Origin of the sequence: Duodenibacillus massiliensis (assembly GCF_928721995.1) — a bacterium.
Lineage (GTDB): Bacteria > Pseudomonadota > Gammaproteobacteria > Burkholderiales > Burkholderiaceae_F > Duodenibacillus > Duodenibacillus massiliensis.
Genome location: NZ_OV788642.1, coordinates 58935 through 73622, shown reverse-complemented (window position 1 = coordinate 73622; position 14688 = coordinate 58935). Strand labels below are relative to the sequence as shown.

Here is a 14688-nt window from a genome sequence, read left to right as displayed (position 1 = left end):
TTCTTCTGATGATGGGGCGAATAAAAGCGCAGGCAGTTTAGCACCGGATGCCGCCGCGTCTTTTGAGCCGCAACAACGTGCGGCAACACTTCTGCGTTTCCCCCTTGTTTTTTCCGCGACAGTGAGAGCGAAACCCGTTAGCATTAGCGCCCGAATGAGAATTTCCTGATCCGTCTTTTTACTGCGAAGGATTCAATCCATGCCCCGTCCGATTTCCGTTACCATTCATATGGAAGCACTGCGGCACAACCTTGCCCGGATGCGTGAAGCCGCGCACGGGCGCGATGTGTGGGCCGTTGTCAAAGCCAACGCCTACGGTCACGGGCTCAACAACGCGGTGGCGGCTTTCGCCGACGCCGACGGCCTTGCGACAATCGATATCTGTGACGCCGTCCGAGCACGCGGCTGCGGCTGGAAAAAGCGGATTCTTCTGCTTGAAGGCTTTTTTGAAAAAGACGACATCAAGGATCTGGAAAAGTACGCGATTGAAACAGTCGTTCACTCACAGTGGATGATTGACGTTTTGAGAAACGCGGCGCCCCTTAAAAACGTCCGTGTTCACATTAAGGTGAATTCCGGCATGAACCGTCTGGGGTTTCTGCCTTTGGAAGTCCCGGCCGTGCAGAAGATGCTCGCCTCAATCAAGGGCTGCGAAGTGATGGGCGTTGTCACGCACTTTGCCAACGCCGAACCGAGTTACCTCGCAGAGCGCCCGGCCTCCGTGCAAAAGCAGCTCACGCGCCTCGGGCGCCTTTCGCAGCTTGAGGGCGGCGTGTGTCTTGCCAATACCGCGGCACTTCTTTTTCATCCGGAAGTCACCGGTGACGCCGTGCGCGCCGGGATCGGCCTTTACGGCGTAAGCCCCGACAGTCACATCACGAGTAAAGAACTCAACATCCGTCCGGCGATGACGCTTGCGGCAAAAATCATCGCCGTGCAGGAAATTGCCCCAGGCGAAGCCGTGGGCTACGGCAGCCGCTGGATTGCAAAGCGGACCTCCCGCATCGGCGTTGTAGCCTGCGGTTACGCCGACGGCTACCCGCGCTCAATGCCGGACGGTGCGCCCGTCTGGGTTAAAGGCCGGCGCGCGCCGCTTGTGGGCTCTGTTTCGATGGATATGCTTGAAATCGATATTACGGACGTCCCGGAAGCCGATGTCGGAAGCCTCGTCGAACTCTGGGGCGAACATATCGGCGTCAATGAACTCGCAGGACTCGTCGGAACAATCGGCTATGAGCTTTTGTGTGCCCTTGCGCCCCGCGTCCCTGTGCGCGTTGACGGAGACCAGTAAAAATGGCCAAACCCCGCGTCGAATACGTCTGTGAAAAATGCGGCGGCACGTCGGTGAAGTGGCAGGGCCGCTGCCCGCACTGCGGCGAATGGAACACGATGAAGGAATTCAAAATCGCGGGCGGCGCCTCCGCCCGCTTCGGTTCCGACAAACACCGCGCGCATTCGCTTATTGAAGCCACGCAGGTCATTGACCTTGCTGATGTTGAGGCCGAAGAACTTCCCCGTATCATTGTGGGCATTGAAGAATTTGACCGTGTGATGGGCGGAGGGCTCGTCCCCGGGGGCGTGAGCCTCATCGGCGGCGACCCCGGCATCGGCAAGTCAACGCTGCTGCTTCAAGTAATGAGCCGCCTCGTCGCCCAGGGTAAAAGTGCGCTCTATGTTTCAGGCGAAGAAAGCGCGGGTCAGGTCGCGATGCGCGCCAAGCGCCTCGGCATTGACCCCCACGGGTTAAGTCTCATGAGCGAAATTGAGCTCGAAAAGATTGAAGAGGCGCTACTGCGGCTTAAACCCGAATTTATCGTCATCGACTCCATTCAGACGCTTTTTTCCAATGAATTGGACAGCGCCCCAGGGAGCGTCACGCAGGTGCGCGAATGCTCGGCTCGGCTCACGCGCCTTGCCAAAACCACCGGCACCACCCTCTTTTTTGTGGGGCACGTCACCAAGGAGGGTGCCCTCGCCGGCCCCCGCGTTCTGGAACACATCGTTGACACGGTCCTTTACTTTGAAGGCGACACCCATTCCAATTTCCGCCTCGTGCGCGCCTTTAAAAACCGCTTCGGGGCTGTGAACGAACTCGGCGTCTTTGCGATGACCGACCGCGGTCTGCGCGGTATTTCCAACCCCTCGGCGATTTTCCTTTCCGAACACCGGGAAAATGTGCCCGGCAGCGTTGTGATGGTGACGCAGGAAGGCACGCGCCCCCTGTTGGTTGAAGTGCAGGCGCTTGTGGACGGCTCGCACCTTCCGAGCCCCAAGCGCCTAAGCGTGGGGCTTGATCAGCAGCGCCTTTCCATGCTTATTGCCGTGCTACACCGCCACGCCGGCATCGGCTGCTACGATCAGGATGTGTTTGTCAACGCCGTGGGCGGCGTCAAAATCACCGAACCCGCAAGCGACCTCGCCGTGATGCTTGCGATTGCCGGCTCCATCGGCAACCGCGCCATGCCCGCAGGACTCGTAGTCTTTGGCGAAGCCGGCCTTGCCGGCGAAATACGCCCGGCCCCGCGCGGTCAGGAACGCCTTAAGGAAGCCGCCAAACTCGGTTTCAGCAAAGCCATCATTCCGCGCGCCAACGCGCCGAAAACGCCGATTGAGGGGCTTGAAGTCTTCGCCGTTGACAGGCTCACCGATGCGATTGCCGCCGCACGAGACACCGCGTAAAGCCCTGCTAGAATCCTCAGACACACCGGGCGGCGCGCGCATCAGTCCCCGCCGCCCGCATCCGACTTTTAAATACGGTCTTTCTGCATAAAGAAAGGTCTTTTTCCGTTCGAGAACTTTCATGAAAATCACGAAACTGCTTTTGCCCGAATCGCAGCCCGCGCATGCGCTCCTTGTACGTGCCAAAAAGGTGGTGCTCACCTACGCCCAACGCGTGAAGACACCGGCGGAATTTTCCGTTGAAGGTGTTACGTATGAAAACGCCCTCGGTGACGTTCCGCCGCTTGAAGTGGGTGACGTGCTCGTGGATGAAAAGGGATCGTTCCTTGTCGTGGAAGCGGCACCTGACGAAATCATGAAGGTTTCCGGTGACCATGAACTCATGCAGGAAGCCGTCTACGCCTTCACGGCCCGCGGCATCCGCGTTGCGCCCACCGAAGACGGTTTTGCCATCATGGCTAACGACACCTTCCGCAGCATGCTCGAAAACGTGGGCTTAAAGACCGAAACGGTGACCGAACCCTTTGTGCCGGTCGCCTTACCCCAACCCCATCATGGTGGCTGCGGATGCGGTTGCGGCGGAGATGAAGAGTGCGGCTGCGGGTGTGGTCACCATCACCATGACGATGAGTGCGGATGCGGTTGCGACCATCATCACGAGGAAGGCTCCTGCGGTTGCGGCCACCATCATCACGATGAAGACACCTGCGGCTGCGGCCACCATCATCACGATGAAGACACCTGCGGTTGCGGCCATCATCACCACGATGAAGACACCTGCGGCTGCGGCCACCATCACCACGATGAAGACGCCTGCGGCTGCGGCCACCACCATCACGATGAGGACTCCTGCGGTTGCGGCTGCGGTCACGACCACAAGCACGAGAAGCACTAATACATTCTCAGCGCACTTTTCATGACGAGCGCCTCCGGGCGCTCTGATAAAATACGCGCCCTTACCGTGCGGGCGTGGCGAAATTGGTAGACGCACCAGGTTTAGGTCCTGACGCTTTTATGCGTGTCGGTTCAAGTCCGGCCGCCCGCACCACTGAATCCTTTCGGGGGAATGCCGGAAGGATTTTTTCTTTTCCCGTTCAGAAAAAACAGCCGGCACTGAGTAATACCGCAGACAACCGGCATTGTTCGCCCGCCGCCACTACATAAACCGATAGACTGCCTCAACACGAAAAAAACACGGGCCGACACAAGCCCGAAAAACAGGGAGTGAAAACAATGCAGCGTCGTCAGTTTCTTCTTAGTGCCGCCTCCGCCGCGGCTCTGCTTGCAGTGCCCGCCGTACAGGCTGCCGGCACCACACTCAAAATCGGCGTGACGGCCGGTCCGAGCGCCGAAATTCTTGAGAACGTACTGCCCATTGCCAAAGAACTGGGCCTTACGATCAAGATCTACGAATTCCAGGACTACATCCAGCCCAATGCCGCGCTTGATGCCGGAGACATCGACGCAAACATCTACTGCACAAAGCCTTTCCTTGATAACGAGAACAAGACCCGCGGTTACCACCTCGCCATTGCCGCTCCGGCCTTTACGCTGCTGATGGCCGTGTACTCCAAGAAGATCAAGAACCTGAAGGATCTGCCCGAAGGCGCAACGGTGGGTATCCCCAACGACCCCGCGATGGGCGCACGCGGCCTCATCCTTCTTGAGCAGGGCGGCCTCATTAAGCTCCGAGAAGGCGCGGGTCTCCTCGCTTCGCGTCTGGACATTGTTGAAAATCCGAAAAAGCTCAAGGTCGTAGAATTGGAAGCCGCACAGCTTCCCCACTCTTTGGACGACCTCACCATTGCTGCAGTAAACGGCAACTACGCCGCCGTTGCGGGGCTTAAACCCGGCCGCGACGGACTCTTGGTTGAAGGTCCCAACGGCCCCTACGTCTGCAACATCGTTGTGCACGAGAAAAATCTCAATGCCCCGTGGGTGAAGACCTTCATTAAGGCCTACCACGATCCCCGCGTAAAAGAATGGATTCTCAAGAAGTTCGAAGGCTCCGTTGTGCCGGGATTCTGATCCGCGGCAAAAGTTAACGGCAAACATCCTGAGCGGCAGAGACAACCGGTCTTTGCCGCTCATGTATTCTGCGGCCACCGTTTTTAAGTCTTTGCTTTATGTCTGACGACACGCTTTTTGCTTTTCCCCGCAATGCTTCCGGAAGCGAGCGCATCACGGCCTCTCACTGGGGGCTCGTGCACCCGCAGGTCGCGGACGGGCGCCTGACGGGATTAATCCCCTATGCCGGGGACTATGCACCGAGTCCGAACCTCGCCAAACTCGCGGCACTTTCCTACAGTGCAAACCGCATCCGCAAACCGGCGGTGCGGGAGGGGTGGCTTAAGTGCCGGGGCGGCAATGGTGAAAGCCGCGGCAGTGACCGCTTCGTGGAAGTGGACTGGGATACGGCGATGACGCTTGCGGCCGAAGCGATGACCGGGGTCTACGACAATTTCGGGCCATCAGCCGTTTTTGCGAAAAGCTACGGCTGGATGAGCCCGGGAAAAGTCAACAGTGCGGTGACTCTTGTGAACCGCCTCTGCCGCCTCATGGGAGGCTTTACGGAGTGCGTCAACAGTTACTCGACGGCCACCATTTCCACGATCCTTCCCTATGTTGTCGGAATGCCCGATCCCAAAGTCAAAAGCTGGGATTCGGTGCTTGCCAACGCCAAATGCGTTGTCTTCTGGGGAGCTGACCCCCTCATTACCTGCGACATCGACTGGACAACGACGCTGCACGAGGCCGCGCACCACATCCGGCGCCTCAAAGAAAGCGGCATCCGCACAATCGTCATTAACCCCCTCAAAACCAAAACCGGTGAGTTTCTGGGCAGCGACTGGATCGCACCGCGCCAGGGAACGGATACGGCGTTAATGCTCGCGCTTATCCGCGAGCTCATCACAACGGGGCGCGCGGACACCGGTTTTCTCACAAAGTACACCGCAGGCTGGGAGACACTGAAAGCCTATGTTGAGGGCCGCACGGACGGCACGGCCAAGACTGCCGAATGGGCCGAAAAAATCACGGGCGTGCAAGCCCGCGTCATCCGTGAACTCGCGCAATACCTCGCCCAAAACCGCACCATGCTCATGATGGGCTGGGGTATGCAGCGCGCGCTTTACGGGGAAGAGGCCTCTTGGGCGGGCTTTGCGCTTGCCGCCGTGCTCGGGCAGATGAACCTTGCCGGGGGCGGCATCGGCACGAATTACCACTACTGCAGCGGCGGTGCGAGCGTTGGTTTTGGCCCCCGGTTAAGGGGGATCACAGGGCGCGTTGCACCGGCGCGCGCTGTGAAAGACACCGGCACACCGCTTCCCGTCATTCCGATTGCCCGTTTTGCCGATGCCTTTTTAAATCCCGGAGAGACGATTGACTTCAACGGCAGAAAAGTCACCTACCCCGATATCCGCCTGGTTCTTTGGTCGGGCGGCAATCCCTTTGCGCACCAGCCGCAGACACTGCACCTTGAGCGTGCCTGGCAAAAGCCCGAAACGGTGATTGTCACGGACTTTGTGTGGACCGCCACCGCGCGTCACGCCGACATTGTGTTTCCGGCCGCCACCGTCTTTGAGCGTAACGACATCACCGATATCGGTGTCTACAACAACGCCGGGCTCTGCACCATGCAGCAGGCCGTTCACCCGGTGGGTGAAGCCCGCAGCGATTACCGGATCTTTTCAGATCTCTCCGAAAGGTTGGGCGTGGGCGACGCCTTCACGCTGGGACGCAGCGAAACGGACTGGATCCGCACAATTTACGAAGAAGCCAGAACGAGCCCCCTGGGACGGGCAACGGGGCTTCCGGACTTTGAAACCTTCTGGAAAACGGGCCTTATCCGTTATGCGCCGGACAAAAAGGCCACGGAAACGGACGGTCTTGCCGCGTTTTTTGCCAATCCGGACGCGTTTCCCCTGGCTACCCCGTCGGGCCGCATTGAACTTGCCTCCCCGCAGATTGCCGCCATGCACTACAACGACTGCCCGGGTTACCCCGCGTTTTTAGGAACGGCCGATGAAGCGCTCAAGGCTGATCCCGCTGCGCTCACGCTGATGGCGGTGAAGTCTGAAGCGCGCCTGCACAGTCAGTTGGGCGGCGTCATAACCGAAGGTGACGGGCGCGAAGCCTGTGAAATTCATCCGGCGGATGCCCTTACCCGCGGCATCGCCAACGGGGACGCCGTCCTTGTTTATAACGACCGCGGCCGGCTTTTGGCCCGGGCCCGCATCACCGAAAACGTTGCCCGCGGCAGCGTCTGCATCCGTCACGGCGCCTGGTTTGATCCAGCCGATACCAGTGAAGGCCGCACCGACCGCACGGGGTGCGCGAATGTCCTCACCCCCGACACCGGCACCTCAAGGCTCGCTCAAGGCAATATCGCCTCAGGGGCCGCGGTTTTTGTGAAAAAAGCGCAAGGACGCCAGAGAGCTCCGTCCGCGTTCGGGCAACCGGCTGTTTCACGCCCTTGAAACGCACGGGCACCGGTAAATAACGCCGATGCCCGCCAAAGCAAGGGCGTCCGCAGCACGCGGACGCCTCTCGTCAAAAGTTACTGATTGCTCGGAACCTTACCGAGCACCCCCTTCACAAAGTAATTCATCGTGAGAAGGTGCTTGTCGTCGGCGGCAGAGCCCGCCGGAATCACCGTCTTACCGGTGTTGTCCACGATGGGACCGGTAAAGACGTTAAAGGCCTGTTTTTCCATCTTGGCGTAGGTGGCGTTGATGTCGTCAACCACGGCCTTGGGGGCCTTCGGTGTAATGCCGGACAAACGCACCATGTGCAGTTCCGCGCCGCCCCACATGGGAGCCGTCTTCCAGGTGCCGTCCAACACGGCCTGGATGCGCTTGGCGTAGTACTCATCCCAGTGATGCGTCACCGCGCCGATCAGCATCGTCGGAGCCGCCTTGTGCATTTCGGCGTGGTAGCTGATCACAGGGACCTTGGCGTCTTCGCCTGCAGCCGCAACGGCCTGAGAGTTCGTGTGGTGCGAAATGATGTCGCAGCCCTGACCGATCAGGGTCTTGGCGGCATCGGCTTCCTTACCCGGGTCATACCAGGCGTTGGTCCACACGACACGCACTTCGATGTTGGGGTTCACGGACTGAGCGCCGAGCGTATAGGCGTTGATGCCCTGCAGCACTTCAGGAATCGGCACCGCGGCAACGTAGCCCAGGCGCCCGTTTTTGGTCATGCTGCCCGCAAGTTTCCCTGCGAGGTAACGGGCCTGATAAAAGCGGGCGTTGTAGTAGTTGAAGTTGGGAGCGGTCTTATACCCCGTGCAGTGCTCAAACTTCACGTCCGGGTATTCCTTGGCGACCTTAAGACCCGGATTCATGAATTCAAAGCTCGTGGCAAAAATGAGCTTGTTGCCCTGGGCTGCAAGGTCACGGATTACGCGTTCGGCGTCCGCGGTTCCCACCACATTTTCCACAAAGGTCGTCTGGATTTTGTCACCGAACTGCTTCTGAACGAGCTCACGGGCCTCATCGTGCTGCTTGGACCACCCTTCATCGGCTCTCGGGCTCGGGTAGAGCCACGCCACTTTGAGCGCAGACTTTTCCTGCGCGGCAGGAGCCGCAGCCGCCTGCTCTTTCTTTCCGTCATCACCGCAGCCGGTGATCATCACGCAGACCGCCGCTGCAGCAAGCGCCAGAGTATGACGTCGTTTCATAAGTAAAAATCCTCTTGGTGAAAATGCCGTTTGGTGTGCGGATACGGGGGGCCCGTTCCGACCTTTGTAAGACTTACCGCGATTGTAAAAGAGCCGGCGGCACTTTTGCGCTCCCGGGCGCGAAAAACGCGGTCAGCCGCCCGCTTTTGCGTTATCCTTTCACATCTGCCCGGGTTTACTGAATACAACAACGAAAAATGCGTCTGCCCTTTGTCACTGTTCTTGCCGAAGCCGTGATGCTTGCCGCGTCACACACGCTTGCGGCCAAAACTTTTGAAACCTTCTGGAAGAAAGTCTCACCAAAACTTTCCGAAGGCGTGGCGTACGTTGACAGCCACGAGGGCGACGTTTTAAAGGCCGACAAGACCTTCCTTGAAATCATCACGCTGCGTGACCCGGAAATGACGCGCATTGTGAACGCCTGCCTCAAGGACTTTTTAAAGGGGCCGGCAAGCGACGCCGTTGAGCGCATCACGCAGATGGAAAACAAACTCACCGCCCGAAAGGAGCGCATCAACACGTGGAAACTGGGGCTTATGTCGGCTCCGGCCTCGTCGCTTCTGCCCTTACGCGTGACCCGCAAAACCCTTGAAAACCGCATTGTCCGGGAAAAGAAGGCCGTCTCTGACGACGAAGCCGCCATTGCCCGGGTAAAAACCGAAACCTTGAAGGCCTTTTCCGACGCAGGCGTTCCCATCACCGCCGAGCAGCTTGACGGCCTCATTTATTCGGCCGAAGGCGGCGACGTTGCGCGCGTGATGGCCGCTGCGGAAAACATCCGCACGATTGAAAAGGAACTTGGGCGCCTTCTGGCCGGAGGTGACGCCACCTGTGAGCAGGCCAAAAGCTACACGGGCTTTCTCATGATGAGCTACCGCGTCTACCTTGAAGCAATCGAGCGGGCACTGCACGCCATCGAAAAAACATATTTGGTGCGCCTTAACACCATCAAGCAAAGTGCCGGTGAGCAGATGATGCTTGCCGACCAGCTCATGAGTAAAGCCAGAAAGGTGAGTTCCGCGGCAAAAAATAACCGCGACATCAACGCCAAGACAATTGAACTTGCCGAACTCTACGAAGGCCACCTCATGAACCGTTTAGCCGAACTCAAACGCCTTCACCGCGAGATGCAGATTAATTTTGAGCTTGCCGTCAACACCTTCCGCACGATTAAGGTGGGAGGCGAACTCATTGACGTGATGAAAACCTCCGAGCGGGATCTTAAAAGCATCTTTGAATTTGACGCCCCGCAGTTCTCGGCCTTTTACGACAAGACCCTCAGAGCCGAATTTGCCGCCATGACGCAGAAAATCCGGGCCCAGTAACAAGCAGGTCAAAGTCAAAAAAGGCTGCCTTCGTCGCTGTGACGGGCAGCCTTTTTCGTATTCGGGCGCTTTATTTTCCGGGCGTAAAGGTTTTCCCGAGTCCTGCCGGCACGTTCATCGCAATCCACTTGGGGTTGCGGCTGATAAGAACCAGCACAAGAATCGTCGCAAGGTAGGGGGTCATCGCCATAAACTGCGAGGGCACGCCGATACCGGCCGCCTGAAGGTTTAGCTGCAGCATCGTGACGCCCCCGAAAAGGTACGCCCCGAGAACAATCCGCAAAGGCCTCCAGGTGGCAAAGGTCACAAGCGCAAGAGCAATCCAGCCGCGCCCGGCCGTCATCCCTTCAGCCCACAAAGGCGTATAGACAAGCGAGAGATAAGCCCCGGCAATCCCGGTCATGAGTCCCCCGAAAAGAACCGCTGAAAACCGGATCGTGCGCACGGAGTACCCGAGGGCATAGGCCGATTTCGGCGACTCACCGGCAGCTCTGAGAATCAGGCCCCAGCGGCTCTTATACAGAAACCAGGCCGCGGCCCCCGCGGCGATCAGCGCGAGATAGACGCCGATATGGCAGGAAAAGAAGGCTTCACCGATGAAGGGAATATCCTCCAGAAAGGGAATTCCGGCTGTAGCGCGCGAGGGCAATGACACGCCCTGCAGAGGCTGACCGGCAAAGGCGGCAAGCCCCGCCCCAAAAATCGCCATCGCAAGGCCCGCGGCGTTTTGGTTGGCGTAAAGCCCGAGCGTGAAAAAGCCGAAAACGGCGGCCAGAAGCACCCCGACAAGCCCCCCGGCAATGAACCCCAACATAAAGGAGCCGGTCGCAAACGTAACGCCGAACCCGGCCACGGCCCCCATCAGCATAATGCCTTCAATACCGAGGTTTAAGACCCCGCTTTTTTCGTGAATGAGAATCCCGATGCCGGCAATAAGCAAAGGCGTTCCGGCATTTAAGGTGGCGGCAATCAATGCGGCAACAGCACTCATTTCAGCGATCCTTTGCGGGTAAAGCCGCACCAGACGGGTTTGTAGAAAATCCAGACATCACACAGAAGCAGGAAAAAAAGCAAAAGCCCCTGATACACCCCTGTAATCGATGAAGGGAGTCCCAGGCGGCTCTGTCCGAGTTCACCCCCGAGGTAAAAAAGCGCGAGGATAAAGGCGGCCGGAATGCAGCCCACGGGGCTCAAACGCCCGGCAAAGGCAACGATAATCGCGGCAAAACCGTAACCGGGCGAGAGGTTAAGCGTTAACTGCCCCACGGGCCCGGCTGCTTCTGAAATTCCGGCCAGGCCCGCCAAGGCCCCCGAAGCGAGCATCACGGTCCACAAAAGCCGCGGGGGTTTAAAGCCAGCGTACTTAGCGGCCATCGGAGCCATACCGGAAACCTTAATCTGAAAGCCGATGAACATCTTGTTCATCATGAGCGCACAGGCAACGGCAAAAATGACGGCGAGGATAAAGCTCCAGTTAAGGCGCCCCAGCCCCGGCAGTGTCGCTAATGAAGCGGACGCCGCAAAAATCGGGGACTGCGGAAAGCCCAGGCCTTCGGGGTCCTGCAGCGGCCCCTGCACGCACCAGGCAAGGAAAAACTGCGCGACGTAAACGAGCATGAGGCTCACGAGAATTTCATTGGCATGAAACCGGTCTTTAAGTAACGCAGTGACTGCGCCCCAGAGAGCGCCGCCCAAGGCACCCGCGATGAGTACCACGAGGATGTACCAGGACCCGGCGCCTTCGGGGCACTGCAGTGCCGCCCAACCGCCCAACACGGCGCCCGCCAGAAGTTGCCCCTCGGCGCCGATATTCCAGACGTTGGCCCGGTAGCACATCGTAAGCCCCACGGCACACAAAAGAAGCGGCGTCATCTTTACGCCCACTTCACACCACCCTCTTAAGGTTTCCAGTGGTGCCACTAAAAAGACGTAGAGCGAGGCGAGCGGATTTTTGCCGAGCACGGCAAATAAAAGGGCTCCGGCAACAACGGTGAGAACCAGGGCCGCCACGGGTGAAACCCACCGGAGACAGCGGGAAGGTTCAGAACGGGCAATGAGCTTAATCGGAAAATGCATGACTTAAGCCTCATGAATAACGGTGTCGGCGGCGGGATGCCTGAACGGCGACCCCGCCCAGAGACCGGCCATCCACAGACCGATTTCTTCAATGGTGATGGAGGTAACGGGGACCGCCGGCGACAGATACCCGCGGTACATCACGGCGATACGGTCGCAGACCGCAAAGAGTTCATCGATTTCTTCGCTCACGACCAAAAGGCCGGCCCCCTCGGCGCGCAGCTTTAAAAGTGCGTTGTGAATGACGGCCGCGGCCCCTACGTCCACGCCCCAGGTGGGCTGGTCGATCATGAGAACCCCGGGATTATTGAGAATCTCGCGGCCCACGATGAATTTCTGGAGGTTGCCGCCGGAAAGCGCCCCCGCCTCTTTTTTAATCGACGGCGTGGCAACCCGGAACTTTTCAACCACTTCCCGGGCAAAACTTTTGACGGCCTCGGTACGTATAAAGCCCCCGTGGTGAAAGCCGTCTCCGGTTAAAAGGGCGTTACTTTCAAGGCTTAATTCCGGCACGGCCCCGTGCCCGAGGCGCTCTTCGGGAACGTACCTGAGTCCCATGCGGCGGCGGGCTGCCGGGGCTTCTCCGGTGACGTCCTTCCCGAAAAGCCGCACCGAGCCCGCGCTCGGTTTCAGTTCCCCGGACAAGACGCCCAGAAGGCGGGACTGGCCGTTACCGCTGATGCCGGCAATGCCGATGATTTCGCCGCGGTGCACGGTGAGTTTGATGTCGGTAAGGCCGCAGACGTGTTTGCCGCCCGCAAGCGTTATGCGGCTTGCTTCAAGAACCTTTTCCCCGGGCTCCCCCGTTTTAGCCGCCAGTTTCGGCGGTTCCGCGCCGATCATAAGGCGCGCAAGCGCGTCTTCGGTTTCCTCTTTGGGATTCACGGTTGAGACGACCTTACCCTGCCTTAAAACCGTGCAGCTGTCGGCAAGATCCCGGATTTCATCGAGCTTATGGGAAATAAAGAGAATGGAAACGCCTTCTGAGGCAAGTTTTCTGAGGGTCTCAAAGAGCTTTTTCACGGCCTGAGGCGTTAAGACCGAGGTGGGCTCATCCATGATGAGAAGCCGGGGCTTGGTCATCAGAGCCCGGATAATCTCCACGCGTTGCCTCTCACCCATCGAGAGGTCCGCGACAAAGGCATCGGGATCAACCGAGAGACCGTAGCGCTCACCGGTTTCCCTCACCTCCCGCACAGTCTCTGCCAGCGTCTGCTTAAGATCTGAGCCGAGCTGAACGTTCTGCGCAACCGTGAGCGTCTCAAAAAGCGCAAAGTGCTGATGCACCATGGCAATCCCCAGGCGCCGCGCCATCGAGGGCGATGCAATATCAACGGGCTTGCCGTCAAACTCAATCGTGCCCGAATCGGGGTGCTCGGCGCCGTAGATGATGCGCATGAGCGTGGACTTGCCTGCACCGTTTTCGCCCAGAACCGCTAGGACTTTTCCGGGGTCCACCGAAAGACTCACACCGTCATTGGCGCGGACTCCGGGATACGTTTTGGTGATGCTGACAAGCCGCAGTCGCGCAGTCATGGGGGAAAACCTCTTTGTCGGGGGCCTATGGAGGCCAAAACAGAATTGTCGGGATTGTAGCGCGGCAAAGCTCTATTACAGAGCAGACTCGCTTCGGGCAATTTTTTCACGCCTTCCGGGCCGTTTGCGGGAACGCCGGAGCACGCTGCAGCATGCGAAATATCACCATTTCCTTGCGCTTTTAAAAAATCTCAGTAAAATGCGAAGTCCCGTCAGTGATGACGGTCATAAGTGTGCGCCGGTAGCTCAGTTGGATAGAGTACCTGGCTACGAACCAGGGGGTCGCGGGTTCGAATCCTACCCGGCGCACCAGAAATTCCTTAGAACCGTGAAGTAGCAATGCCTCACGGTTTTTTGTTTGCCCGAAAAAACGCAAAAAAAAAAGACCGCTGAGCCGTGAGGTTCATGTTTTCATGAACCGGGCATCTCTTTCGCATCGTCCCTTTAGGTCATCAGATGCTGTCTTCTGCCGGTGTCTTTACCGGTACCGTCCCGTTTCCCCACGCGTGAACCCGAAGGCCCCTGCGTCCGTGACCGCACCTCGCCGGCCGCCTTTTGCGGCGTTTCAGCAACACTCTGATGATCCTTCGATGCGAAAGAAACGCCGCATAAGGCTGCAGCGGTCTCAACATACCACCAAAGGAGATGTCATCGGCGAAACGGTTTCCCTGCCGTCTCTGCCGGGACACCGCCATTTAATCACAAAGCACAGAATAAATCCAATAGATTTAAAGTTTTGGCGTATTTGATTGCCTAAAGATACAGTTTCTTAAATCCATTAACAATTACTGTTTTTGTCAAGCTGATATACCTCCTAATAGGTATAAATCGGCACAGTTCTAATTTCAGATCCGCGCCGCGCAAGGATTTACATTTTCTATCTAGGCGTTTTCTCTAAGTCACCTCCCTGTTCAAACCGCTTTCGGGCGCGGTAGGATGAAGCCGTGCGCTGGTTCGGACCAACAGCCGCAAGGCCCGGCCGGCCTTTAAAAGCGAGCCACCCCGCTCCCTTTTCCGGCACATGTTTGTACAAACAAGAAGAAGTCCCGTAAGGGCAGGAGGAAATAAAAGTGAACCGCGTTCAGCTGATCGAAAAGATTGCCGCCGAGCACAACATCAGCAAGGCTCAGGCAAGCCGCATTCTGGCAACGGTGACCGACACCATTACCGAACGCGTCAAGAATGACGACCCCGTGACGATCGTCGGGTTCGGTACGTTTAAACTGCAGCACAAGCCCCAGCGCACCGGCCGCAATCCCGCCACCGGCGCCACGATCACGATTGCTGAAAAGTACGTGCCGAAGTTCGTTCCGGGCGCAGCCTTTAAGGCCGCCGTCGAACGTTAATTTCGTCAGCGTCACCGCGCTTTAAGCGCGAAGGGACAGACCG

11 protein-coding genes and 2 tRNA genes are annotated in these 14688 nt (G+C 58.2%); 9 read left to right on the top strand and 4 right to left on the bottom strand.

The window, feature by feature from the left end; translation table 11 throughout:
- Window positions 1-199: 199 nt before the first annotated feature.
- The 6 genes from alr (at window position 200) to NXF97_RS00280 (ending at window position 7157) form a co-directional block, all read left to right on the top strand.
- Window positions 200-1291 (top strand): alanine racemase, encoded by a 1092-nt coding sequence (gene alr, locus NXF97_RS00305; protein ID WP_274956022.1) that lies wholly within the window; start codon window positions 200-202, stop codon window positions 1289-1291.
- Between the two features lie 2 nt (window positions 1292-1293).
- Complete coding sequence (radA, locus tag NXF97_RS00300; RefSeq protein ID WP_274956021.1) at window positions 1294-2679, top strand: DNA repair protein RadA; 1386 nt, start codon at window positions 1294-1296, stop codon at window positions 2677-2679.
- A gap of 121 nt (window positions 2680-2800) precedes the next feature.
- The gene (locus tag NXF97_RS00295; RefSeq protein ID WP_274956020.1) at window positions 2801-3574 is read left to right on the top strand and encodes a hypothetical protein; all 774 of its coding nucleotides are present in this window, start codon (window positions 2801-2803) and stop codon (window positions 3572-3574) included.
- 68 nt (window positions 3575-3642) lie between these two features.
- Window positions 3643-3727: transfer RNA gene (locus NXF97_RS00290), tRNA-Leu, on the top strand.
- Between the two features lie 185 nt (window positions 3728-3912).
- The gene (locus tag NXF97_RS00285; RefSeq protein WP_274956019.1) at window positions 3913-4707 is read left to right on the top strand and encodes a MetQ/NlpA family ABC transporter substrate-binding protein; all 795 of its coding nucleotides are present in this window, start codon (window positions 3913-3915) and stop codon (window positions 4705-4707) included.
- A gap of 98 nt (window positions 4708-4805) precedes the next feature.
- Window positions 4806-7157: a molybdopterin-dependent oxidoreductase gene (locus NXF97_RS00280; RefSeq protein ID WP_274956018.1), complete on the top strand. Its 2352-nt coding sequence runs from the start codon at window positions 4806-4808 to the stop codon at window positions 7155-7157.
- A gap of 80 nt (window positions 7158-7237) precedes the next feature.
- Here NXF97_RS00280 and NXF97_RS00275 read toward each other — a convergent pair whose 3' ends face one another.
- Window positions 7238-8362, bottom strand: coding sequence for a BMP family ABC transporter substrate-binding protein (locus tag NXF97_RS00275; RefSeq protein WP_022373987.1), 1125 nt, complete (start codon window positions 8360-8362; stop codon window positions 7238-7240).
- A 197-nt stretch (window positions 8363-8559) separates the two neighbouring features.
- Between NXF97_RS00275 and NXF97_RS00270 the strand changes: the two genes are divergently transcribed.
- Window positions 8560-9687, top strand: a complete 1128-nt coding sequence (locus tag NXF97_RS00270; protein WP_274956017.1) for a hypothetical protein — start codon at window positions 8560-8562, stop codon at window positions 9685-9687.
- Between the two features lie 70 nt (window positions 9688-9757).
- On the opposite strand, the gene NXF97_RS00265 is transcribed toward NXF97_RS00270, so the two are convergent.
- Genes NXF97_RS00265 through NXF97_RS00255 form a run of 3 tightly spaced genes read right to left on the bottom strand, consistent with a single transcriptional unit; the run spans window position 9758 to window position 13299 of the window.
- Complete coding sequence (locus NXF97_RS00265) at window positions 9758-10678, bottom strand: ABC transporter permease (RefSeq protein WP_274956016.1); 921 nt, start codon at window positions 10676-10678, stop codon at window positions 9758-9760.
- Entirely contained in the window at window positions 10675-11763 is a 1089-nt protein-coding gene (locus NXF97_RS00260) for an ABC transporter permease (RefSeq protein WP_274956015.1), read from the bottom strand. The genes NXF97_RS00265 and NXF97_RS00260 overlap by 4 nt, the downstream gene beginning before the upstream one ends.
- A 3-nt stretch (window positions 11764-11766) precedes the next feature.
- Window positions 11767-13299 (bottom strand): ABC transporter ATP-binding protein, encoded by a 1533-nt coding sequence (locus tag NXF97_RS00255; RefSeq protein WP_274956014.1) that lies wholly within the window; start codon window positions 13297-13299, stop codon window positions 11767-11769.
- A gap of 235 nt (window positions 13300-13534) precedes the next feature.
- Here NXF97_RS00255 and NXF97_RS00250 point away from each other — a divergent pair.
- A tRNA-Arg gene (locus NXF97_RS00250) sits at window positions 13535-13611 on the top strand.
- 758 nt (window positions 13612-14369) lie between these two features.
- The gene (locus NXF97_RS00245; RefSeq protein ID WP_274956013.1) at window positions 14370-14645 is read left to right on the top strand and encodes an HU family DNA-binding protein; all 276 of its coding nucleotides are present in this window, start codon (window positions 14370-14372) and stop codon (window positions 14643-14645) included.
- Window positions 14646-14688 lie beyond the last annotated feature (43 nt).